Origin of the sequence: Arthrobacter pascens, assembly GCF_017052465.1 — a bacterium.
GTDB classification, from domain to species: Bacteria; Actinomycetota; Actinomycetes; order Actinomycetales; family Micrococcaceae; genus Arthrobacter; species Arthrobacter pascens.
Map to the genome: position 1 here is coordinate 70,241 of NZ_JAFHKT010000139.1, position 22,249 is coordinate 92,489.

Genomic DNA, 22,249 nt, shown 5'->3' on the forward strand with positions numbered 1-22,249 from the left:
TCGGGGCGGCAGGCCGCCGGCCTGCCGCCCCTGCGAGCGTCCAAACCTCTCAGCGTTCGAACCTCAGGGTGACCAGCTGGAACGGTCGCAGCGTGAGGTCCGCCGAGTTCTTTCCCGCCACGACCCCCGGCGCCTCGACCTTCCGCTCCAGCAGATCCACGGTGTGGATGTTCCGGACTGGGAAGTTGGCCGTGAGCCGACCCTCGGACCGTTCGCCCAGCGACTCGTACAGTCGCACGATGACGTCCCCGGACCCGTCCTCCGCCAGCTTCACGGCTTCCACCACAAGCGCCGCGTTATCCACGGAAACCAGCGGCTCCACGGGATGCCCGCCCTGCACGGTCCGCGGCGCGAGGTTGGCGCGGTAGCCCTCCTCGACGGCGTCCGCGATGCCGGCGCCGGGCCGGATCCAAATATCCAGCACGTGGCGGCCGCGGTCTGCCTGCGGGTCGGGGAACTTCGCCGCCCGCAGCAGTGAGAGCCGGACGGTGGTGGTGGTTCCGCCGTCGTTCCTGATGCTCCGGGCGACGTCGTGCCCGTAGGTGGAGGCGTTGGCGATGGCCACGCCATACCCGGGTTCGGCCACATGGATCCAGCGGTGTGCGCAGATCTCGAACTTCGCAGCCTCCCAGGACGTGTTGACGTGGGTGGGCCGGAAAACGTGGCCGAACTGGGTCTCGGCGGCCGAGCGGTCGGCCCGGAGATCGAGCGGGAACCCCAGCTTCAGCAGCTTCTCGCGCTCCTGCCAGTCGATGTCGGTGGAGATGCCGAGCGAACTGCCGCCGGGCGCCAGGGTGATGCGCTGGATAATCCGGGAGGCACCGAAGATCCGCCCAACCACGACGACGGCCTCACCGCCGTGCCGCTCCAACGCCACCGACGCTGCGTCGGTCAGGGACGTGACGTTCCGCCGGTAGAACTGGTCGATGTCCCACGCGTCCCATTCGTTGGGGGTGTCGCGGTGCAGTTCGAGGTGGTTCCCGAAGTCGCCCGGGGCTATGGCTTCCCTGCCGCTGGCGTGGTCGCGCAGTGAGGTCAGCAGTCCGTTGGCGTCCAGCACCGCACGGATGATGCCGTTATCCAGCACGAAGCCGCCGTCCTGCGCGGTAACCTCCACGGATTGGCCTGCCTGGAAGGGCCGGGCGGCAGCGAGCGCCGGGACACCTGCGCGTTCGCTGGGACCTGCGTTGAGCAGGAACTCCTCGCTGCCCTCCCCCAGCGCAGCGGCCGCGGCCTGGCTGATGAGCTGTTCGAGTCCCTTGGCCACGGCGGCGTAGTTCCGTTCGGCGTCCTGATGTACCCAGGCGATGGAGCTGCCGGGCAGGATGTCGTGGAACTGCTGCAGGAGCACCAGCCGCCATAGCCGTTTCAGCTCGGCTGCCGGGTAGGCGTAGGAGCCTCCGGTGCGGACCGCCGCTGTGGCGCACCACAGCTCGGCTTCACGGAGGAGGTGCTCGCTGCGCCGGTTTCCCTGCTTGGTGCGGGCCTGGCTGGTGTAGGTGCCGCGGTGGAGTTCGAGGTACATCTCCCCCAGCCACACGGGCAGGGCGGTGTACTCGGCCTGGGCCTGCTCGAAGAAGCTGCGTGCTGTCCCGATCCGGACCTTGGGCGAGCCTTCCAGGTCCGCGGTGCGGTGGGCGGCGGCAAGCATTTCCCGGGTGGGGCCGCCTCCGCCGTCGCCGTATCCGAAGGGGACCAGTGAGATGGTGCCGTGCCCGTGGTCCCGGTAGTTGCGTTCGGCATGGGCGAGTTCACGGGCAGTGAGCTCCGAGTTGTAGGTGTCCACGGGCGGGAAGTGGGTAAAGAGCCGTGTGCCGTCAATCCCTTCCCAGTTGAAGGTGTGGTGCGGCATCCGGTTGATCTGGTTCCAGGAAATCTTCTGCGTCAGGAACCACTGGCTGCCGGCGGACTTGACGATCTGCGGCAGCGCCGCGGAATAGCCGAACGAATCCGGAAGCCACGCCTCCTGGCATTCAATGCCAAACTCGTCCAGGAAGAAACTCTTGCCCTCCAGGAACTGCCGGGCCATGGCTTCCCCGCCGGGCATGTTGGTGTCCGATTCCACCCACATTCCGCCCACGGGGACGAACTGCCCTGCCTTCACCTTCTCCCGGATCCGCCCGAACAGCTCGGGATAAAATTCCTTGATCCAGGCCAGCTGCTGCGCTGAGGAACAGGAGAACACGAAATCGGGATCATCGTCCATGAGCGCGACCACGTTCGAAAACGTCCGCGCGCATTTCCTCATGGTCTCCCGCACCGGCCACAGCCAGGCGGAATCAATGTGGGCGTGGCCGGTGGCGAGCAGCCGGTGGGCTGAGGCGTAGGCGGGCCGGGCAAGGACTTCAGCGAGCGCTTCCCTGCCTGCCGCCGCGGTGCCCGGGACGTCGTCCGGGTCCATGGCGTCCAGCATTCGCTCCAGAGCGCGGAGGATCTCGTGGCGGCGCGGCAGCTCCATCGGCAGCTCATGCATCAAGCCCCGGAGGGCCGCGATGTCTTGCTGCAGCTCCCAGACCGACCGGTTGAGTTCGGCGATGGCAATGCTGCCGAGCCGGTACTGCGGCTGGTCGCCGGCGGTCGCTTTGTCCCCGTACGGCGTGGCCGCGAAGGTCCAGCCCTGGGCCACATCGGGGTTGGCCGCAGCTTCGACGTAGAAGTCCACAGCCATCCCGCTGCCCAGCAGCTTGAGTGGGATGTACTGGTTGCGCGGCGAAATTGCCTTGATGACGCTGCCGTCCGGCCGCCACGCGGTGCCTTCACACTGGAAGCCGGGAATTTCGGTGGTGAACCCGATGTCCACCACCATCTCCACCTCGGTATCCGGCGCGGTCCCCCACGAGTCGGGAACCTCGCCCTGGAGGCGAAGCCATTTGGTGCCCCAGGGCCGGCCCCAGGCGGCGCCGTGTTCCTGCGGCAGGAAATCCTGCCGCAGCGCCTCCGTGACGGGGACGGGCTCATCCGGGACGTCCCAGCTGCTCAGGGTCAGGGGTACGCTTCGCGAGTAGATCGCGGGGGTGATCCGCTCCCGCAGGAAGCGGTCGAGACGGACTTCCGTGATCCGGCGGTCGTCGTGCACTGTGTTCCTCTTTAATGCGTGAGGCTGGCGGCGCCGGTGCCGGCTGCTTCGCCGGCCTGGGCTTCATCCAGCTGATGTCCGGGCAGGTTCGCTGCCCTGAAAGAGCGGATCAACGTGTCCATTCGATGGATAAAATCTACTGCGTCGTGCCTGATTAGCCAAGCGTCCGCGGCTGCTACCGGGGCAGGTCCGCCGGCAGCGAAATGCGGTGTCCACCGGTGTAGACGTTCAGGCTGCTCCCCCTGCTGAAGCCGGCCAGGGTGACCCCGCTGGACTCAGCAAGTTCGACGGCGAGGCTGGACGGGGCACTGACAGCAGCCAGCACCGGGATGCCCGCCAGTGCCGCCTTCTGCACCAGTTCAAAGGACGCACGGCCGGACACCTGAAGCACCGTGCCGGACAGCGGCAGGCGCTGCTCACGCAGCGCCCAGCCCACGACCTTGTCCACGGCGTTGTGACGCCCGACGTCCTCGCGCAGGCACAGCAGCCGGGCGGCGCCGTCGTCGTCGATGCTGAAGAGGCCGGCGGCGTGCACGCCGCCCGTGGCCTCGAAGACGGCCTGTGCCTCCCTGAGGAGGTCAGGCAGGGATGCGAGGGTGCCCACGGGAACCGTGAGGGTGTCATCAGCCGGGCTGAAGTGCGAGGACTTCCGGACAGCCTCGATCGAATCCGTACCGCAGATCCCGCAGGAACTAGATGTGTAGACGTGGCGTCCGGTGTCCGGGAGCACGACGTCGGGCCGCAGCTGGGCTTCCACGACGTTGAAGGTCTGGACGCCGTTTTCATCCTCGCCGGCGCAGAACCTCAGCGAGATGAGCTGGTCGGGGCTCCATATGACGCCCTCAGAGACCAGGAATCCTGCCACCAGGTCGAAGTCGTCCCCCGGAGTGCGCATGGTCACGGAGTAGGAAAGACTCCCGAGCCGGATCTCCAGCGGCTCCTCCACGGCCAGCACGTCCTCACGGTGCCGCACAGGAAATTCGAGGGCGGATGGTGAGCCGTCCAGGACGTATCGGTGAATCTTGCGTCGTTGCGTCACGCGTCCCATCGGGTCACCCCTGGTGCCAGCCTGTTCATGACTCCATCATTGCAAGTGCCGTGCCAGTACACCAACGGCATCAGCGGCGGGCTCGCCTACTGATCCAGCAGCGCACTCCAGTCCACGGGGCCGCTGGCCGCGGCAGGCTTGCCGGCGGACCGGTTGCCCGCCCTGCGCGGCAACGACTTGGATTTCGATTCGCGGGTCTTGGGCTCGGGAATGGCCGGCCCCCATGGCAGCGCAAAGGCTGGAACGGCCTCTCCCAGCTGGACACCGTGCGGAGGCACCACCATCACGCCGTCGGCGGAGGCCAGTCCCCGCATCATCCCGGGCCCGGTGTGCTGGGAGGGCGAGGCCATGCCGTAGAGGAGCCGGAACGGCAGGAGGCGGGTCCGGCCGGGGTCGGGCTCGATCATGGTTCCGCACGGCACCTCCTGCACGGGAGGCATGGTGCCGTGTCCAAGGGCCGCGAGCAGCGGAGCGCCGACCGTGGACAGCGCCATCATCGCCGCGAGCGGATTGCCGGGCAGACCCAGTACGAAGCGCCCGTCCGGAAGTTCGGCAAGGACAGCCGGGTGGCCGGGGCGCATCGCCACGCCGTCGATCACGAGCCGTCCGCCGAGATCAGCCACGGCTCGCCTGAAGTGATCGGTACCGGACACTCCGGTACCGCCGGTAGTGATCACGACGTCGGGAGGCAGGGCGGACGCTGACGCCTCCGCCATGGGATCGTCCGGTCCGGCTGCCGGACCTTCGTCCTCCAGCGCTTCCAGCCACTCGCCGTAGCTGTCCCCAATCCTGACCTGCCGGGTACAGATCCCGCCCAGCATCTCCACCACGGAAGCCAGCTGCGGGCCGAAGGTGTCGCGGACCTGTCCTGCTTCCGGGAGGCCGTGGTCGACGATCTCGGAGCCCGTGAGCAGCAGCGTTACCACCGGTTTGCCCACGACCTTCACATGGTCGTGGCCACCCAGGGCGGCGAGTGCCAGGTGGGCGGGGTTTAGTGTGGTTCCGGCCTTGACCAGCACCTCACCGGCAACGGCTTCTTCGGCCGCTTTGCGGATGTGCTGGCCGTTCCGCGGTTCGCCGGGGCGGGCGCCACCGCCGAGCGCCAGTACCGGCAGGCCCTCATCGTCCTTGGAAATAACGCCGCTTTCACGGCGCAGCACGGCCTTGGCGCCGGGGGGAATGAGTCCGCCGGTCACGATCACGCTTGCCTGGTGCGGCGCGAGGCGTTGCCCGGGTTCAGCAAGGATCCAGGGACCGGTGCCGTTCACGGCCCACCCGTCCATCGCGGAGGAAGCGTAGTGGGGCATGTCCTGCAGCGCGGTGATGTCTGCGGCCAGGGTCCGGCGGAGGGCTTCCCGCAGGGGAACCGAGCCGGCAGGGATCGGAGCGGCACAGTCAAAGGCGGCCTGCCGTGCTTCTTCCCAGGTGTGCGCCAAATGTCCGCTCGGCGCAGGCGCAGCGGGTGCTTCGTCCTCCGTCGAACTGGCGTCCTCGGCTGGGTTCATGGCCGGCTGGGCGGCCTCGGCGGCGGGATGTCCGGGGGCGGCGGTCATTCCCCCGGTGTCCCGCTGGGAGCCGGAACGCCGGTGGAACTGCCTGCAACCGGCGGGACGGAGTCTTCCCCTGCCTCATCTGCCGAGTACGCCTTGGAAACGGACCGGGCGACATCCATGGCGGCCTTCATCGACGTGGCGTCCGGCGCCTGGCCCGAACCTGACGCAAGCCCTGCGGCAAAGCCAGCGATAAACGTGGTCAGCGGCGCGGCGGGCCGTACCACCGAGTGCGCGGCCACCCCCGCAAGGGACAACACCTCATTGACGTCCACCTGCACGTCTTCGAGCTCAAAGGCCCGTAGCAGTAGGCGGCACCACTCCTCAAGCGTTTCGTCCTGGCTTTTCATGCCTGCCTCCAAACTCAACTGCGGCTGCGACGTTCAGCCCGGATGATTGCTGGCGTCCACTCCCAATATGGCGGCATCATCCCAGGTATCCACATCATCTGTGGAGCCGGCGGGGACAGTGACAGCCTGTAAGTCAAGACTAGCAAGCAGAGCGAAAACTGACCCATGGTTCAAAGCGTTCCGGGCCGCCGCATCCGCCACAGCGCGTTGCAGTGCAGCAGTGCGGTAAAAGGCTGCCAAGGGCTGGCGCCGCCCGTCACCGGAAACAGCCATGGCGCCGTCCTTGCCCGCGCCGTCCCTGCCCTTGCCGCCCTGGAGTGCTTCCAGAAGGGCTCTCACGGCCTCGGCCGCGCGGGGCATGTCACACGCCAGAACAAGAACATAGGCATCGGCGTCAGCGCCAGGCTGCTCAGCGGGAACGCCGGGATGGGCCGCGGGCGGGCTGCCGGGTGCCCGGTCCGGGGATCCCAGCCGCGCCAGGCCTGCTGCTATCGCCGCCGCTGGCCCGGCGAACGGCGGATCCTCGCGGCAGCTCAACACGCCAGGGGGAAGGTCCCGGAATTCAGGCCCCACGACGACGAGACGGCGGGCACCGCGGGCGGCCGTGACCGACCGGTGAAGCAGGGTCTCGCCGTCATAGGTCAGTTCGGCCTTGGGCGAACCGCCGAGCCGCGAAGAACGGCCGCCGGCCAGGATTATTGCGTCAAAGTACACATACCAAGCGTAGTGCCAGGCGTCAGGCGGCCGTCTCCGGAAGCAGGAACGGATCCCATGCAGGGGTCGGCTTCTCCAGTTCCTTGATTTGCCACATGGTGCCAACGGGCGGCGCCGGGACGAAACGCAATTTCCAGCCCATTTCCGCCGGAGTGTGGTCCCCCTTGACGTTGTTGCACCGGAGGCAGGCCGCCACGAGGTTTTCCCAGCTGTCCGCACCGCCCCGGGATTTCGGCTGGACGTGGTCTATGGTGTGGGCTGCCTTGCCGCAGTACGCGCACCGGTGGCCGTCCCTGCGCAGCACCCCGCGCCGGCTCACTGCGGTGACCATGTTGTAGCGCGGCCGGATATAACGGTTGAGGAGGATCACGGACGGGCGTCCCATGATGTCCTTCGGTCCCACGACGGGATCGTCACCTTCGGCAACCACACTGGCTTTTCCTGTGAGCACAAGGACCAGCGCCCGGCGGAAGGTCACAACCGCCAGCGGTTCATATCCAGCATTCAGAACGAGCGTGCGCATGCGCATACCTCTTCACGGCCGCACCCGGCAGAGGCGCGAGGGCCGGCTGCCCTCTGCATGTCCGGGCTATGGATCGACACCACAAGAGTAAACACTCCTAGCGCATATCGACGAATCGGCCAAACATTCGGCCTCGGCGTGTCGGTGTTGCAGGAGCGCCGATTGAAGACAAAAGGACCCCTGCCGCAGGGGCAGGGGTCCTTCTAAAGCCTTGGCTTGTGTCTTAGCCGCCGACGCGGATGAAGACCGGGCCGGAGCCTACGTTCACGCTGAACAGGGAGGTGGTTCCGCCGTTCCAGCCACCGTGTACGGCCTGGCCGTTGCCCACGTAGACGGCGATGTGGGCCAGGCCCATGCCGCCGTTTTCGTAGTAGGCGAGGTCGCCCGGCTTGGCTTCGGCAGCGCTGACGGTGCGGCCGAGTGACAGGTAACCTGCCGGCCAGCCGTGGTAGTTGATGCCCACAGCGGCCAGCGAGTTCGTGGCCAGTGCGGTGCAGTCCTGTGCAACGCCCAGCTGGGCGTAGGCAGCAGCGGCAATCGAAGCTCCCTTGCCGCTGGCCGAGGACGTGTTGGCAGCAGGTGCAGCCTCGACGGCGGCGGTGGCCTGGACTGCCGGAGCGGCGGGGGCTTCCACGGCCGGAGCCTCAACTGCGGGCGCGGCTTCCTGGACGTTGACGACCGGCTTGGGCGCTTCCACGACGGGAGCCGGGGTGGTGGAGATGGCCGGCTTCTCGTAGGAGATGGCGATGCTCGATGCAGCCGAAATCGGCGCGGAAGCAAGGGACTGGACTTCCAGGGTGGACGTAGAAGCCGAGTCGCGCTGAACGTTGGTCTCGGCGGCGTTGGCGGCAATGCCGCTGGTCAGAACGAGTCCGGAGGCAGCAGCGATAACAGCAGCCTGGCGGCCCACGCCACCGGCGTTGTCGCCGACAGCCTTGGCAATGACGGACAGCGAGTTGGTCTTGGTGACCTCGGCGCGGTGGCGTGCAATGGTCGCACGTGTAGTCATGGTTTCTCTCTTTCGTGTTCCGCAGCCCGCTGTAGCAGGCCGCGGTTTAGCGACGCGCCGGCGTCTTGGGGGTACGCCGAATCGTCTCGAATGGGGTTCTTAGCGAAGGGTGTAGAACGAAGACGTGCCCGTGGCGGACACTGCGTGCAGGATGGTGCCCTGCGAGGGGTTCAGCGCGCTGATCATCATGCCGTTGCCAACGTAGATGCCAACGTGCGCACCGCCGTTCTGCATGACCAGGTCACCGGGAGCGGGAGTTGCGGTGGGCTTCATGGCCGTCCACGCGTTGACGCGCGGAATGCTGATGCCCGCCTGTGCGTAGACCCACTGGGTGAAGCCGGAGCAGTCCCAGCCGCCGGGAGTGGTGCCGCCCCAGACGTACGGGCTGCCGATGCCGGTGTAGGCGATGCCCGCGAGGCCTGACGTTGCGCCCGAGCGTGCAGCATCAACCAGTTTCCCGGCCTTGGCCGCGATGGTTTCAACAGCGGCTTCGGGGCTGGCAGTGTCATCGCTCGACTGCGGAGCGATGGTCTCGATGACGGGGGCTGCCTCGGTGGTGACGGCAGGACGCTCGAAGGAGACGGTTGCGGTGGGCGCGGCGGTCACAGCAAGCTGTGTCGCCTGGGATCCGGACTCAGCGGAGGCGGAAACGCCAATGTTGGCATCGGATGCGTTGGCCGGCATGCCGACGCTCAGGACAAGACCTGAAGCGGCCGCAATGACTGCTGCCTGACGACCTACTGTGCCTGCATTGGCGCTTACTGCCCTGGACACGGAGTCCAGCGGGTTCTTACGAACCGTTTGCGCACGGTGGCGCGCAAGATTGTGGCGTGAAGACACGAAGGTAGCCTCTCCCAATGCCTACGAGGTGAGCTGTCGGATTCGGATGGGAGTCACCCGGCCGCGCCGCTTCCTGGGAAGCTTTGCGACTTAACCCCAAGGTCTTCTTGCGAAGACCAAAATTGGTTCCCCCGCCTCTGCCAGACGATGTAATGCGAACGGACCTTGAGCGGTGGCAGAGTTAGGCAATCCACTCGAGGGCGTCAACTTCGGAAAAGTTGACGCAGTTTAGACGGTACAGCAGTTGGGAGCGAATGTCACATTCAGGTCACGGCATGTCACAGGAATGTGGGAGCTCACCATCGGCTTTGCTTAGAGCCAGCCTTCGGGATCAACGACTTCTCCGTTGACCATCACCTCAAAGTGGAGGTGGCAGCCGGTGGATGCGCCGGTGGTCCCGCTGAGTGCCACCGCGTCGCCCCGGGTGACCTTCTGGCCGACCTGGACGCTGGATGACGACAAATGGTTGTACGTGGTTTCGAGGCCGTTGCCGTGATCGATGACAACCCGGTTGCCACCGCCGTACTCGTGCCAGCCTGCAAATGTGACTGTGCCGCTGGCCGCTGCGAACACCTCTGTTCCGCACTGGGCCGCGAAGTCCTGGCCGCGGTGGAACTCTCCGGCGCCGCCGGTGATCGGGCTCACGCGGTATCCGAAGGGCGAGGACTTCACCATGGTGGTCAGCGGCATGCCAAGGCTGCCGACTGAAGCTGCGCGGCTGATGCTGCCGGCGGATTGGGCGCTCAGGAGCTGCTTGAGCTTGCCGTCCGGATCGCCGGCTGTCGAGACGGAGGTGCGGCTGAAGTCGATCTTGGCTGCCGCTTCTGCGGAAACCTGGGGCTGCGGGGCTGCGGCACCGGCAGAGGCACTCTGGTCGGCCGTGGCCATGACCGGGCTGGTGGCGGGGACCGTGACGGTCAGCAGGAGTCCCGAGGCGGCCAGGGCCACGCCGACCTTCTGGCCAACTCCGCTGGCAGCGGCGAAGTCCGCGACTTGGCGGAGGGGACTGCGGTGATTCCGCGCTTGACGCTGCGCATCGCGGGGTCGCTCGGCGGCGACCGCTACGGTCGTGCGGGGCTCCGCAGCGGGGCCGGTAGCGCGGCGGCGGCCCCGGGCATTCTGCATGGTCAAGAACGGTTCCTCTCTGGATAGCCTGCGAAGTTAGCTGTCGGATTCGGGTCAGAGAGTTCATCGACCCGGTCCGCAAGGCAAGCTTTTTCGGCACAGGGGTATCCCGGGAGATTCCGACTGTGGAAGGAGGCTTGCTGCTGCGGACTTCACCCCAAGGCCGTCTTTCGACGGCCAGTTGTGGTTCCTCCGCCTCTGCCAGAAGGTGTTTCGAGCGACTGGTCCGCTGGCAGAGTTCGGCTCCGGATCAGGTAACGCTTTAGTATCGGCGCTGCGACTTAACTATAGGTGATTAAAGGTCGCAGTAATAATTCCGTTATCTTCGCTGTGCACAAGTTGTAGGTCATCCTGCCAACTGATGTCGGACAACTCACACACCGTTGTGGCTCAGGCCACCCGCACAAACACGTGGGCAGCGACCTCGGGCGGCAGCTCAAGGGCGCCTTCGATCCCGGGGACGCGGACGGAAATGTACTCCCCCACGCGCTCCAGGGAAACCGTCGCACCCGGGCGGATTCCACCCTCGTCCAACTGCAGCAGGAGCTCGGGCTCGACCTGGATCGGTTCTGCAAGCCTGCTGACGGTGACCCGCGAGTCCGGGCCGTATCCGGCCATGGCATCCAGCAGGTTCATGACGCCGTCGGTGAACGCCCGTGATGGCTCGCCCCCCAGCGCAGCCAGCCCCGGAATTGGGTTGCCATAGGGCGATTCGGTGGGGTGGTCCAGCAGTTCATAAATCCTGCGCTCCACGCGTTCGCCCATCACGTGTTCCCACCGGCACGCCTCGTCGTGGACGTAGGCCCAGTCCAGGCCAATGACGTCCGCGAGCAGCCGCTCGGCCAACCGGTGCTTGCGCATGACTTCGGTGGCGCGCTTGCGCCCTGCCTCCGTCAGCTCCAGGTGCCGGTCGCCGGAAACCACCACCAGCCCGTCCCGCTCCATCCGGCCGACGGTCTGGGAGACTGTGGGGCCCGAATGGCGGAGGCGTTCGGCAATGCGGGCACGCAGCGCCACGATGTTCTCTTCTTCAAGCTCCAAAATGGTCCGAAGATACATCTCCGTGGTATCGATCAGATCCGTCATTCAGCTCAGCTCCTCGAGCACAGTACTTGCGTCCGTCCCACCGTACCGCGGGCCACCCGCCTGGCGGCCCGGCATCCAGCTGCCGCGGCCGCAATCCGACGGCGGAGCAACACCGGCGTTCCGCCCGTACGTCCACCAAAAGCTTAGCCTATTTTGAATTACTCCAGATAATTCGGTGTTGGTGCCCGCTCGTCTCAATGACTGGACTGTGACGGCCGCGGTTCCCGGGATTTCCGCGTCTCAGGCAGAATAAAAGGGGCCTTCGCGGGCGGCCACCACTGACCGCCGGTCACCCCTGTCCCCGCCGATCCGCATGTCCATGCCGAGAATTGGAGCCCCTGTGAGCGAGTCCAGCATCACTATCCCAGCAAACCTCCTGCCCAAGGACGGACGGTTCGGCGCCGGACCTTCCAAGGTCCGGCCCGAGCAGGTCGAGGCGCTGTCCGCGGCCGCCACGACGCTCCTGGGCACGTCCCACCGCCAGGCGCCGGTGAAGAACCTCGTCGGCTCGGTCCGTGAGGGCCTCAGCGCGTTCTTCCGCGCTCCCGAGGGCTACGAAGTGATCCTCGGTGTGGGTGGCTCAACCGCTTTCTGGGATGTGGCGAGTTTCGGCTTGGTGGAGCAGAAGGCGCAGCACCTCTCCTTCGGTGAGTTCGGTTCGAAGTTTGCCGCGGCCACCAATAAGGCACCGTTCCTTTCGGACTCCAGCATCATCAAGTCCGAGCCGGGAACATGCCCCGAGCCGCAGGCCGAGGCAGGAGTCGACACCTACGCCTGGCCGCAGAACGAGACCAGCACGGGTGTTGCCGCCCCGGTCAAGCGGGTGAACGGCGCCGACGCAGGTTCCCTCGTCCTCGTGGACGCCACGTCCGCCGCCGGCGGGCTGGACGTCGACGTCGCCGAGACCGACGTCTACTACTTCGCGCCGCAGAAGAACTTCGCTTCCGACGGCGGCCTGTGGCTGGGGCTCTTCTCCCCCGCCGCGCTGGAACGTGCCGCCCGGATCAAGGCCAGTGACCGGTGGATCCCGGACTTCCTGGACCTGCAGACGGCGATCGACAACTCCAGGCTGAACCAGACCTACAACACCCCGGCGCTGGCCACCCTGGTGACCCTCGACGCCCAGGTGCAATGGCTGAACTCCAATGGCGGCCTCGACTTCGCCGCCGGCCGCACTGCTGACTCCGCGGGCCGCATCTACAAGTGGGCCGAGGCCTCTGAGTTCGCCACTCCGTTCGTCGCCAATGCCGCGGAACGCTCCAACGTCATCGCCACGATCGACTTTGACGACTCCATCGATGCCGCCGCCATCGCCAAGGTACTGCGCGCCAACGGCATCGTCGACACGGAGCCGTACCGCAAACTGGGACGCAACCAGCTCCGCATCGCAACCTTCGTGGCGATCGAGCCGGCGGACGTCTCGGCACTGCTGGAGTGCATCGACTACGTGGTGGGCGAGCTGAAGAAGTAATCTCCCCGCGCGCCGCTGCCACAGGCAGCGTGAGCTTTCGACGGCGTCGTCCGGACTCGTGTCCCGGACGGCGCCGTTCGCCGTTCTGAAGGTGGACATCAGTGTCCGCCCTCGAGGCGCTCAGTCCCGGACGGGCGCAACGCGTGCTTAGCCCCGGCCGGAGGTCTCCGCGTCGGCGTCTGTTGCGGCATCATCCTGGCCGCCGTCGGTATCCTCCGGGGAAGCCTCCGGCTCCTCCGCGGTGCCGACGCCTGCTTCAGACACGCCTGCTTCGGACGCGCCGGCCTGGGGTGCGCCCTCGTCAGCCGCGTCATCATCCTGGGCATCCTCCGGCCGGACACGCTCCGCCCACGGAACCCACTCCGGCGCCAGGATCGAGTCGTCGGACGGCAGCAGGCCCAGCTCGTTTACCGTGACCACCTTGGACCGCGAATTGCGTGTGAGCACGGCGTACCACTGCCAGCCGCCGTACCCGGGCAGCCTGGATTCGAAGAGGTGGGTCACCAGGCGGTCACCCTCCGTGCGCGCTGCCAGGTGTTCGCCGATCTGCGATGCCTTGGCGATGCCTTCGATGGCGGTCCGGGCCACGTCAACGGCTGCCGCCAGGACGGCGTCCGGTTTGCCGGTGCGCCAGACCGGGACACCGGTTCGCTTTTTGGGCGCCTTAGGCTCCGCCTTTGATGCGGCCTGTTCAGGTTCCGGGTTCATGAGGACCTAGGCGTCCAGCTCGTCGGCAACCTTACGCAGGGCGGCGGCGATGGCCTTGCCCTTGTTACCGTCCGGGTATTTGCCTGCTGACAGGGTGCCGGACAGGTTGTCCAGCACCGTGACGAGATCCTGCACCACAGGCGCGAGGTCCCTGGCGTTGGGCCGCTTGGCCTTGGCGATGGACGGCGTCTTGTCCAGGACGCGCAGGCCCAGCGCCTGGGCGCCCTTGCGGCCGTCAGCCACACCGAACTCCACCCGGGTTCCGGCCTTCAGTTCGGTGACGCCCCCGGGCAGCGCCGACTTGGGCAGGAACACTTCCTGGCCGTCCTCGCCCGCGAGGAATCCGAAACCCTTGTCCTTGTCATACCACTTGACTTTGCCGGTAGGCACGTGTTCAACCTTCTTCGTTCTGACTGTCTAGACATGTCCGGCAATCACCGCATCCGCACCGGTGTGCGGGTTCAGGGTATGACTGCCTGGTCCATGTTGGTCTGCTCCTTCAAGGTTATCCTGACTGGCTCGGGATTCCTGCTTCTGAGGCGCAGTCGCGGCCGGACTGTTAGCGTTACGTGCATGATATCCACGCGTTTCCGGCGTCCCCTGATGGTCGCCGCAGCGGTCCTGGCAGTGCTTTCCCTGGCGGCCGTGGGAACGGTGATGGCGATGGCATACGGCGGCCAGGCCGCCCCGGCCCCGATTACCTCCACTGCTCTCTATGGGCTTCCGCTCGCTTTCGTCCTGGTGTTCGTGCTCGTGATCGACAGCATTGCAGCACGGCGCCGGGCAGGAAACGGCGGCGGGCGGTAACGTTGGACTGATGTCCCTTATTCGTGCGCTCAGCAAGGAACTGGAGGCACGCAGCGACGCGTCGTTGCGGGCCCTGTTCGTTGCGCGACCGGATCTGATGTCGCCGGGCGTACCGGATTTCGCGGCGCTGGCGGCCCGCGCGAGCGCCCGGGTCAGCGTGCAGCGGGCGCTGGAACGCCTCAACCGGCCGCAAATGCAGGTGCTGGAGACCCTTCACCTCTGCACGAACACCGATACCGGGCACAGCGCATCGGCCGCGGGCGTGAAGAAACTGGTCGCCGGCTCTTCATTGGCCGCTGTGGAACGAATCCTGCTGTCGCTCCAGGAACTGGCACTGGTCCACCGCGCCGAGCCCCCTCACACCGCCAGCCCTTCTGCCCACCGGCAGCGTTTTTACCTGCCGGTCGGCAGCCTGAAGGACGTTGTGGGAATTTATCCCGCAGGGCTGGGCCGCAGCTACACCGAACTGGTCCGCCTGCAGCCGGCGTTCGCCCAGCGCGTCGTCCAGCTGGTCGGCGAACTGCACCGCAGCGGTGCCGCGGTCCAGCCGGCCACCACCCCGATGGAGGCAGCGCTGGCGCTGCAGCACTGGACCTCCTCGCCGGAGGCCTTGCGTGCCATCCTCGCCACGGCACCGGAACGCACGACGGCGCTGCTCGCCCGGTTCAGCAATTGGGCCATGGGGGCCGTCCCCCAGGCGCAGCGGAAAGCGTCCGTCATCGGCGAGGGGCACGACGTCGGACCGGTGGACTGGCTGCTGGCCCGTGGCCTGCTCGTGCCGCTGGACGCGGCGCACGTTGAACTGCCCCACAGCGTCGGGATCTCCCTCCGGGGCGGCGCCGTGATCGATAATTTCTCCCTCACTCCTCCCAAACCCACGCTGGGAACCACCACCGCATCCCTGCGCCGCAACGCCGCCCTGGGCGCAATCGCCGAAACGCTGCGGCTCACCGGGGAGTTGCTCCATGCGGTCCGGGAGCAGCCACTGGCCACCCTGCGGAGCGGCGGGGTGGGCATTCGCGAGATGCGCCGGCTTGCCGATGCCTTGCGGGCGGACCAGCATACGACCGCCGTCCTTCTGGAGTTCTGTGCCCTGTCGGGGCTGATCCGGCTGGACGTGGACAGCTCCTGCTGGGTGCAGCCGCCCGAATTGGAGTGGCTGGGCCTGCCCCGCCAGGAACAGTGGCTGTGGCTTGTCAACGCATGGCTTGCCAGCGAGCGCGCCCCCTCCCTGGTGGGGCAGCCGATCAACGGCCAGCCCGCCGGACCGCCGAGCCACCGCACACCTGCCGCGACCGTCGTCAATGCGTTGTCCGCCGAGGCCCAGCGGTCCGATGCGCCCGTGGTCCGCAAACGAATCCTGGAGATACTCCAGGAACTGACGCTCGAAGCCGAGGCTCCGGACGGTACTGCTCCCGTCCTCGACGCCGATGCCGTGCTGCAGCGCGCCGAATGGCAGCAGCCACGCATGGCCCGGCGCTTCAGCTCACTGATCCGGGGAGTCCTGGCGGAGGCAGAGCTGCTGGGCCTGATCGGATCCGGCGCACTCAGCCAGCTGGGGGCAGCCATCGCGGCCGACGCGCCTGACGACGCCATGGACATCCTCGGCGAACACCTGCCGGCCGCCCTGAACCATGTCCTGCTCCAGGCGGACCTCACCGCTGTTGCGCCGGGGTATTTGAGTCCGGAACTGAGCCAACAGCTGCAGCGAATGGCAGACGCCGAAGGGCAGGGTCCGGCCACCATTTACAGGTTCTCCGTGCAGTCCATCCGGCGGGCCCTGGACGCGGGACAGGACGCCGCCACCATCCTGGACTTCCTCCGAAGGCACTCGGCCACCGCCGTTCCGCAGCCCCTGGAGTACCTCATCGAGGACACTGCCCAGCGGCACGGAAAGCTGCGCGTGGGCGCCGCGGGCAGCTTCATCCAAAGCGACGACGAAGCAGCGCTCGTGGAGCTGGCAGGCGAAGCCGCGGCAGCCTCGCTGAACCTGGTCCGGATCGCCCCCACCGTCCTTATCTCCCACGCACCGCCGCGGCAGACGGCGCTGGTGCTGCGCGGGCTGGGACTCTCACCCGCCGTCGAAGAACCGGATTCCGCCGTCGTGCGGCTGAACCGCACCGCACCGGTTGCCGGAGCGGGCGCACGCCCGGTGTACAGCGCGCCGCGGACGGCCCCACCCGACGCAGACATCACCGCCCAGCTCGCGGTGCTGCGCAGCCATGCTGCCGCGGCCAGCTCCAACGGCCACCGGCCGAGCGCCGCCCTCAACGGCGGCGAGGAAGCCACGCAGCTGGGGCTGGAGACCCTAAGGAAAGCCATTCGGCTCAAGCAGCGGGTCACCATGAACGTGGTGGACAGCCTCGGGAATGCCAGGCTGGAAACCGTTGTTCCGGTATCCGTAACCGGCGGACGCGTCCGGGTGTTTGACCCCGCGAAGGACACCGAGCGGGTGCTGTCCATCCACCGGATCATCGATATCGAAGCAACAGGGGAAATGCACCCGTGAAGGATTTCGCCGCGTGAACGACGGACCGCTGATTGTCCAAAGCGATAAGACCATCCTCCTGGAAGTCGACCACGAGCAGGCCACCGAAGCCAGGCACGCCATTGCGGCCTTCGCTGAACTGGAGCGCGCACCGGAGCACATGCACAGCTACCGGCTGACTCCCCTGGGTCTGTGGAACGCGCGGGCCGCGGGCCTCGACGCCGAGAAGGTCCTGGACACGCTGCTCAAGTACTCCCGTTTCCCCGTGCCGCACTCGCTGCTCATCGACGTTGAAGAGACCATGTCCCGCTACGGGCGGCTGCGGCTGGAAAAGGATCCACAGCACGGGCTCGTCATGCGGACCAGTGACTACCCGGTCCTCGAGGAGGTCAGCCGTGCCAAGAAGATCCAGCCGCTGCTGGGACCGCGCATCGATGGTGAGACCGTGGTGGTTCACTCCTCGCAGCGCGGCCAGCTGAAGCAGCTGCTGCTCAAGATCGGCTGGCCCGCGGAGGACCTGGCCGGATATGTGGACGGCACACCCCATCCGATCATGCTGGACGAGTCCGGCTGGAAGCTGCGGCCGTACCAGCAGCTGGCGGCGGAGAACTTCTGGGCCGGCGGCAGCGGAGTGGTGGTGCTCCCCTGCGGCGCCGGCAAAACCCTGGTGGGGGCCGCCGCCATGGCTACCAGCTCCACCACCACGCTTATCCTCGTCACCAACACCGTTTCCGCGCGCCAGTGGAAAGACGAGCTGCTCAAACGGACCTCACTCACGGAAGCCGAGATTGGCGAATACTCGGGCGCCGTCAAGGAAGTCCGGCCTGTCACCATCGCCACGTACCAGGTGCTCACCACCAAGCGCGGCGGACTGTATCCGCACCTCGAGCTGGTTGACGGGAACGACTGGGGCCTGATCATCTATGATGAGGTCCACCTTCTGCCCGCGCCCATCTTCCGGATGACGGCGGATCTGCAGGCCCGGCGCCGCCTGGGCCTCACGGCCACCCTTGTCCGCGAAGACGGCCGCGAAGGCGAAGTCTTCAGCCTCATCGGCCCGAAGCGCTACGACGCGCCCTGGAAGGACATCGAGGCGCAGGGCTACATCGCCCCCGCGGACTGCGTGGAGGTGCGCGTTGATCTGCCCCGCGACGAACGCGTCGCCTACGCCATGGCCGAGGACGCCGACAAGTACCGGCTGTGCGCCACGTCGGAAACCAAGACCCTGGTGGCGGAGCAGCTGGTGGAAAAGCACCGGGGCGAACAGGTGCTGGTGATCGGCCAGTACATCGACCAGCTCGACGAGCTCGGCGAGCGCCTGAACGCACCGGTGATCAAGGGCGACACCTCCGTGAAGGAGCGCCAGCGACTCTTTGACGCGTTCCGGGCCGGCGAGGTCCAGACGCTCGTCGTCTCCAAGGTGGCGAATTTCTCCATCGACCTCCCCGAGGCGTCCGTTGCCATCCAGGTGTCCGGCTCTTTCGGTTCCCGGCAGGAGGAGGCGCAGCGGCTCGGCCGGCTGCTGCGGCCCAAACAGGACGGCAGGGCGGCGCGCTTCTACTCGCTCGTGGCGCGGGACACCCTGGACCAGGACTTCGCCGCCAAACGCCAGCGGTTCCTGGCCGAACAGGGCTATGCGTACCGGATCATGGACGCCAAGGACGCCGGCGCGGTGGGATAGCCCACCGAACACACAACATTCATCCAGAAAACTCCCAGATACTGGGAGCATCATGGGAACTATGAAAAAGAACGGTGCCGAAGCCAAGCTCCTCGTGGTCGACGACGAGCCGAACATCCGCGAGCTGCTGTCCACGTCATTGCGGTTTGCCGGATTTGAAGTGGTGTCCGCCGGCAACGGGCGCGATGCCCTGGCCGCCGCAGAAGCCCATGCGCCGGACCTGGCCGTCCTGGACGTCATGCTCCCGGACATGGACGGCTTCACCGTCACGCGCAGGCTGCGCGCGGCCGGCAAGCACTTCCCTGTCCTGTTCCTGACCGCCAAGGACGATACCGAGGACAAGGTCACCGGACTCACCGTGGGCGGTGATGACTACGTCACCAAGCCGTTCAGCCTCGACGAGGTGGTGGCGCGGATCCGCGCGGTGCTCCGCCGCACGCAGCCCATGCTGGACGATGACGAGGCCGTCATCCGGGTGGACGACCTCGAGCTGGATGACGACGCCCACGAGGTGCGCCGCGGAGGAACCGTGATCGAGTTGTCGCCCACCGAGTTCAAGCTCCTGCGGTACCTGATGCTCAATCCGAACCGGGTCCTGTCCAAGGCACAGATCTTGGACCACGTCTGGGAATACGATTTCAACGGCGACGCGTCAATCGTTGAATCCTACATTTCCTACCTGCGCCGCAAGGTGGACATTGATCCCGAAGCCCCGGCCCTGATCCAGACCAAGCGCGGCGTGGGCTACGTCCTGCGGACAGCAGAAAAGCGCTGACCTTGCTCGAGCGTTGGAAGTCCGCCACACTCCGGTCACAGCTGGTGGCCATCATCATGGCGCTGATGCTGGTGGCCCTCGCGGTGACGGGGGCGGGTACGCTGACGCTGCTGCGAACGTATCTTGAGGGCCAGGTGGACGACAAACTCCAGGCCGCCGTCCAGTCCGCCGAGCGGCAGCGGTCCTTCAACCAGCTGATTGCGCCGAACCCTGTGGTCCCGACGGATTACACCGTCACCGTCTATTACCCCGGCTCTGTGGCAAGTAACCTGGACGGCAAGCCCGACCGCCCGGACATCGATTCCATCTCCCTGGATGAAGCCCGGCAACGCGGGTTGAAGCCGTATCAGGTCCGGGGCAGCGACGGCAAGAACTGGCGCGTGGTCGCGGTGAGCGTGGTCGACAGCGACCAGGAGCGGGCTGTCGTGGTTGTCGGGCTGCCGCTCTCTCCGGTGGACGAAGTACTGCGCCATGCCACGCTCGTGGTCGTTGGCGTGGGCCTGCTGGCCATGATCCTGGCCTCCTTTATCGCGTCCTGGACTGTGACACGGTCCTTCAGGCCGCTGGCCCGGGTCGAAAAAACAGCTGCAGCCATTGCAGCCGGGGACCTGTCGCGCCGCGTGGCCGTGGAAAACCCGGCCACTGAGGTGGGCCGCCTTGGACGGTCGCTGAATGCCATGCTCGCCCACATCGAGGCTGCCTTTGCCGCCCGGATGGCCTCGGAAGACCGGATGCGGCGCTTCGCGGCGGACGCATCCCATGAACTGCGGACTCCGTTGGTGACCATCAGGGGCTACTCAGAGCTCTACCGCCATGGTGCCCTGCAGTCCGACGAGGATATTTCCAGCGCCATGGGCCGGATCGAGAGCGAGGCCAAGCGGATGGGCTCCATGGTGGAGGACCTGCTCCTGCTGGCCCGGCTGGACGAGCAGCGGCCGCTGCAGCAGAAACCCGTAGACCTGCAGCTGCTGGCCCATGACGCCGTCGTGGATACCCAAGCCAGCGACAGGGACCGCAGCATCACGCTGCTGGGACTCGACGGTGGAAACGCCGTGCCTGCTCCCGTTCTCGGCGATGAGGCAAAGCTCCGCCAGGTGGTGGGAAACCTCGTGGGCAACGCCCTCAGGTACACGCCCGAGGGGACGCCGATCGAACTCGCCGTCGGCGTACGGACGGGTGAGGATGGGGAACGGCGGGCTGTGCTCGAAGTCCGCGACCACGGACCCGGCATTCCGGACAGTGAAGCGCCGAAGATCTTCGAACGCTTCTACCGGTCGGACACGTCCCGCACGCGCGACACCGGCGGCAGCGGCCTGGGCCTGGCGATCGTGGCCGCCATCGTGGGCTCACACGGCGGCTCCGTCCGGGTGAACGCCACCGAGGGCGGCGGGGCCACGCTGGTGGTCAGCCTTCCCCTCCGGGACGAGTCACTGGAAACCCCCAGTGGGGACGGGGCGAGCGAGGATCTGGGAAGCCGGGACGACGGGCCGGACCGGGGAAGCCACGGCGGTGGGCAGGTTATCCACATATAGGGGTTTCCTGTAGTGGCTGGGGCGGCCGTGTTCGTAGGCTCGACCCAGTGGGCCGGACGATCTGCCCGCTACCGGTCATCCAGTGCCGGTCCATCGCGCGTCGAGAGGCCCCAGCCATGAGCATCATTTCCGTCGATACCGAACTCCTCCAGGTGAAGTCAGCAAACGTCAAGGCGACCGTCGACCGCATCAGCGCCGACGTGCAGGCGATGAAGCTCGGCCTGGACGAACTCCAGGCCACGTGGCGGGGTTCGGCAGCCACCAACTTCCAGGCCCTCGTCACGGAGTGGACCCTGACGCAGGGGAAGGTGGAAGCGTCCCTGGCCTCCATCAACCTCGCGTTGTCGTCCGCGGCCTCCACGTACGCCCAGGCGGAGCAAGGCAACGCCCAGCGCTTCAGCTACTAGCCTGTCAGGCCTCCGGCGTGCCCTGGTGGAAGCGGAGGCGCCACTGTCCGCCGTCGAGGACCCAAACGGAGCTCCGCAGGGCCGCACCGTCGCGTGAGTGGCTGCGGTAGGTCAGCAGGATGGTGTCCGCGCCGATCCGCTCGGCACCGATCAGCTCCAGCTCCATCGGGCTGCCGGGGCTTTCCTCCAGTGACATCATCATGGCGTCGCGGGTCCAGACCCTTCCGGAGCTGCCGATCTCCATGAATTCCGGATGCAGGAGCACGCCTATCCGGCCAATATCACTGCGTACGTCCGGGCGGAGAAGCTCACGTTCCAGCGCCTCGACGGTCTGTTCCGGGCTCGGGTCGCTGCCCGGCGCGGCGAATGCGTCCGCATCCAACTCGCTGAAAAGGTCCGGCTCCGGTTCGCTGAAAAAGTCCGGTTCCGGTTGGCTGAAAAGGTCCGGCTCCGGCTCGCTGAAAAAGTCAGGTTCCCCGGTCTCATCAGAGTCCGCACCGGCAGCGGATGCGCCGGGGGCGTCCGCCCTGCCGAAACCTGGTCCGGACCGTGCGGCGATTCCCTGCTGGTAGGCAAGTGCAACAGCCCGGGCGCGCTCGTCGGCTGCCTCGTTGAGGTCGTGGCCGGCGTGGCCCCTGACCCACTCGAAGGTGTACTTCCGCCCCACCAGTTCCCTGTCGATGTCCTTGAGGAGGTCCACGTTCAGCACCGGCTTGCCGTCCGCCTTGCGCCAGCCCTTGCGCTTCCAGCCCGGCATCCATTTGGTGATGCAGTTGATGACGTACTGGCTGTCGCAGAGGATGTGCAGGTCCTCCTGCGGGACATGTGCCGTGGCGCGGAACAGATCCAGCACAGCCATGAGCTCACCCTGGTTGTTCGTTCCGTGCGGCCACCCTCCGGCGCGCCAGCAATCGTCGTTCACATACCAGGCCCATCCGGCCGGACCGGGATTTCCTAAGGCCGAACCGTCGGCCGCTGCTGTAATCGTCACGAATCCATCCTGCCAGACCCTGCCGACACTGAAATTCAGCCCCCTCCTGGAACGGGGCGCCCGCACCT

20 protein-coding genes and 2 riboswitches are annotated in these 22,249 nt (G+C 66.8%); of the genes, 7 read left to right on the top strand and 13 right to left on the bottom strand.

Annotated features, from left to right (window positions below):
• Window positions 1–49: 49 nt before the first annotated feature.
• The 10 genes from JYA52_RS12040 to JYA52_RS12085 all read right to left on the bottom strand — a co-directional run bounded on the left by JYA52_RS12040 (window position 50) and on the right by JYA52_RS12085 (window position 11,321).
• On the bottom strand, window positions 50–3,076 hold the full coding sequence (locus JYA52_RS12040) for an alpha-mannosidase (protein ID WP_205653413.1): 3,027 nt from the start codon (window positions 3,074–3,076) through the stop codon (window positions 50–52).
• Window positions 3,077–3,251: 175 nt separating this feature from the next.
• Window positions 3,252–4,124 carry a formate dehydrogenase accessory sulfurtransferase FdhD gene (fdhD, locus tag JYA52_RS12045; protein WP_205653414.1) on the bottom strand — a complete coding sequence of 291 codons (873 nt, stop codon included), beginning with the start codon at window positions 4,122–4,124 and terminating at the stop codon, window positions 3,252–3,254.
• 86 nt (window positions 4,125–4,210) lie between these two features.
• On the bottom strand, window positions 4,211–5,677 hold the full coding sequence (locus tag JYA52_RS12050; protein WP_205653415.1) for a molybdopterin molybdotransferase MoeA: 1,467 nt from the start codon (window positions 5,675–5,677) through the stop codon (window positions 4,211–4,213).
• Window positions 5,674–6,024: a DUF6457 domain-containing protein gene (locus JYA52_RS12055; RefSeq protein ID WP_205653416.1), complete on the bottom strand. Its 351-nt coding sequence runs from the start codon at window positions 6,022–6,024 to the stop codon at window positions 5,674–5,676. Before JYA52_RS12055 ends, JYA52_RS12050 begins: the two co-directional genes overlap by 4 nt.
• Window positions 6,025–6,057: 33 nt before the next feature.
• Complete coding sequence (gene mobA / locus JYA52_RS12060) at window positions 6,058–6,738, bottom strand: molybdenum cofactor guanylyltransferase (protein WP_205653417.1); 681 nt, start codon at window positions 6,736–6,738, stop codon at window positions 6,058–6,060.
• A 22-nt stretch (window positions 6,739–6,760) separates the two neighbouring features.
• Complete coding sequence (locus JYA52_RS12065) at window positions 6,761–7,261, bottom strand: HNH endonuclease (RefSeq protein ID WP_205653418.1); 501 nt, start codon at window positions 7,259–7,261, stop codon at window positions 6,761–6,763.
• A 223-nt stretch (window positions 7,262–7,484) separates the two neighbouring features.
• On the bottom strand, window positions 7,485–8,270 hold the full coding sequence (locus JYA52_RS12070; RefSeq protein ID WP_205653419.1) for an NlpC/P60 family protein: 786 nt from the start codon (window positions 8,268–8,270) through the stop codon (window positions 7,485–7,487).
• A 99-nt stretch (window positions 8,271–8,369) separates the two neighbouring features.
• A complete protein-coding gene (locus JYA52_RS12075; protein WP_372433827.1) occupies window positions 8,370–9,044 on the bottom strand; it encodes a C40 family peptidase in 675 nt (224 codons plus the stop codon).
• A gap of 70 nt (window positions 9,045–9,114) precedes the next feature.
• Window positions 9,115–9,292, bottom strand: a riboswitch (cyclic di-AMP (ydaO/yuaA leader).
• A 130-nt stretch (window positions 9,293–9,422) separates the two neighbouring features.
• The gene (locus JYA52_RS12080) at window positions 9,423–10,241 is read right to left on the bottom strand and encodes a M23 family metallopeptidase (RefSeq protein WP_240460252.1); all 819 of its coding nucleotides are present in this window, start codon (window positions 10,239–10,241) and stop codon (window positions 9,423–9,425) included.
• 6 nt (window positions 10,242–10,247) lie between these two features.
• Window positions 10,248–10,480, bottom strand: a riboswitch (cyclic di-AMP (ydaO/yuaA leader).
• Between the two features lie 145 nt (window positions 10,481–10,625).
• Window positions 10,626–11,321 (bottom strand): iron-dependent transcriptional repressor DtxR, encoded by a 696-nt coding sequence (locus tag JYA52_RS12085; protein WP_205653421.1) that lies wholly within the window; start codon window positions 11,319–11,321, stop codon window positions 10,626–10,628.
• A 340-nt stretch (window positions 11,322–11,661) separates the two neighbouring features.
• Here JYA52_RS12085 and serC point away from each other — a divergent pair, with 340 nt between their 5' ends.
• A complete protein-coding gene (gene serC / locus JYA52_RS12090; protein ID WP_205653422.1) occupies window positions 11,662–12,792 on the top strand; it encodes a phosphoserine transaminase in 1,131 nt (376 codons plus the stop codon).
• A 147-nt stretch (window positions 12,793–12,939) separates the two neighbouring features.
• On the opposite strand, the gene JYA52_RS12095 is transcribed toward serC, so the two are convergent.
• Window positions 12,940–13,500, bottom strand: a complete 561-nt coding sequence (locus tag JYA52_RS12095; RefSeq protein WP_205653423.1) for a DUF3027 domain-containing protein — start codon at window positions 13,498–13,500, stop codon at window positions 12,940–12,942.
• Between the two features lie 6 nt (window positions 13,501–13,506).
• Window positions 13,507–13,890 (bottom strand): cold-shock protein, encoded by a 384-nt coding sequence (locus tag JYA52_RS12100; protein ID WP_205653424.1) that lies wholly within the window; start codon window positions 13,888–13,890, stop codon window positions 13,507–13,509.
• Between the two features lie 183 nt (window positions 13,891–14,073).
• Between JYA52_RS12100 and JYA52_RS12105 the strand changes: the two genes are divergently transcribed.
• From JYA52_RS12105 to JYA52_RS12130, 6 genes are all read left to right on the top strand, one after another.
• Window positions 14,074–14,307, top strand: a complete 234-nt coding sequence (locus tag JYA52_RS12105) for a hypothetical protein (protein WP_205653425.1) — start codon at window positions 14,074–14,076, stop codon at window positions 14,305–14,307.
• Between the two features lie 10 nt (window positions 14,308–14,317).
• Window positions 14,318–16,816: a helicase-associated domain-containing protein gene (locus tag JYA52_RS12110; protein WP_205653426.1), complete on the top strand. Its 2,499-nt coding sequence runs from the start codon at window positions 14,318–14,320 to the stop codon at window positions 16,814–16,816.
• Window positions 16,817–16,829: 13 nt separating this feature from the next.
• Window positions 16,830–18,476: a DNA repair helicase XPB gene (locus JYA52_RS12115; RefSeq protein ID WP_205653427.1), complete on the top strand. Its 1,647-nt coding sequence runs from the start codon at window positions 16,830–16,832 to the stop codon at window positions 18,474–18,476.
• A gap of 61 nt (window positions 18,477–18,537) precedes the next feature.
• Window positions 18,538–19,251: a response regulator transcription factor gene (locus JYA52_RS12120; protein ID WP_205653428.1), complete on the top strand. Its 714-nt coding sequence runs from the start codon at window positions 18,538–18,540 to the stop codon at window positions 19,249–19,251.
• A 2-nt stretch (window positions 19,252–19,253) separates the two neighbouring features.
• Window positions 19,254–20,783 (top strand): sensor histidine kinase, encoded by a 1,530-nt coding sequence (locus JYA52_RS12125; protein WP_205653429.1) that lies wholly within the window; start codon window positions 19,254–19,256, stop codon window positions 20,781–20,783.
• 116 nt (window positions 20,784–20,899) lie between these two features.
• Window positions 20,900–21,190, top strand: a complete 291-nt coding sequence (locus JYA52_RS12130; protein WP_205653430.1) for a WXG100 family type VII secretion target — start codon at window positions 20,900–20,902, stop codon at window positions 21,188–21,190.
• A 4-nt stretch (window positions 21,191–21,194) separates the two neighbouring features.
• Here the strand turns inward: JYA52_RS12130 and JYA52_RS12135 are convergent, their stop codons facing one another.
• Entirely contained in the window at window positions 21,195–22,181 is a 987-nt protein-coding gene (locus tag JYA52_RS12135; protein ID WP_205653431.1) for an RNase H family protein, read from the bottom strand.
• Window positions 22,182–22,249 lie beyond the last annotated feature (68 nt).

What these genes read in the sequence shown, in the direction of transcription:
- JYA52_RS12130 (WP_205653430.1), top strand. Translation starts at nt 20,900, where the DNA reads ATGAGCATCATTTCCGTCGATACCGAACTCCTCCAGGTGAAGTCAGCA.
- JYA52_RS12085 (WP_205653421.1), bottom strand. Translation starts at nt 11,321, where the DNA reads ATGACGGATCTGATCGATACCACGGAGATGTATCTTCGGACCATTTTG.
- fdhD (WP_205653414.1), bottom strand. Translation starts at nt 4,124, where the DNA reads ATGGGACGCGTGACGCAACGACGCAAGATTCACCGATACGTCCTGGAC.
- JYA52_RS12105 (WP_205653425.1), top strand. Translation starts at nt 14,074, where the DNA reads ATGATATCCACGCGTTTCCGGCGTCCCCTGATGGTCGCCGCAGCGGTC.
- JYA52_RS12110 (WP_205653426.1), top strand. Translation starts at nt 14,318, where the DNA reads ATGTCCCTTATTCGTGCGCTCAGCAAGGAACTGGAGGCACGCAGCGAC.
- JYA52_RS12095 (WP_205653423.1), bottom strand. Translation starts at nt 13,500, where the DNA reads ATGAACCCGGAACCTGAACAGGCCGCATCAAAGGCGGAGCCTAAGGCG.
- JYA52_RS12070 (WP_205653419.1), bottom strand. Translation starts at nt 8,270, where the DNA reads ATGACTACACGTGCGACCATTGCACGCCACCGCGCCGAGGTCACCAAG.
- JYA52_RS12120 (WP_205653428.1), top strand. Translation starts at nt 18,538, where the DNA reads ATGAAAAAGAACGGTGCCGAAGCCAAGCTCCTCGTGGTCGACGACGAG.
- JYA52_RS12050 (WP_205653415.1), bottom strand. Translation starts at nt 5,677, where the DNA reads ATGACCGCCGCCCCCGGACATCCCGCCGCCGAGGCCGCCCAGCCGGCC.
- JYA52_RS12065 (WP_205653418.1), bottom strand. Translation starts at nt 7,261, where the DNA reads ATGCGCACGCTCGTTCTGAATGCTGGATATGAACCGCTGGCGGTTGTG.
- JYA52_RS12055 (WP_205653416.1), bottom strand. Translation starts at nt 6,024, where the DNA reads ATGAAAAGCCAGGACGAAACGCTTGAGGAGTGGTGCCGCCTACTGCTA.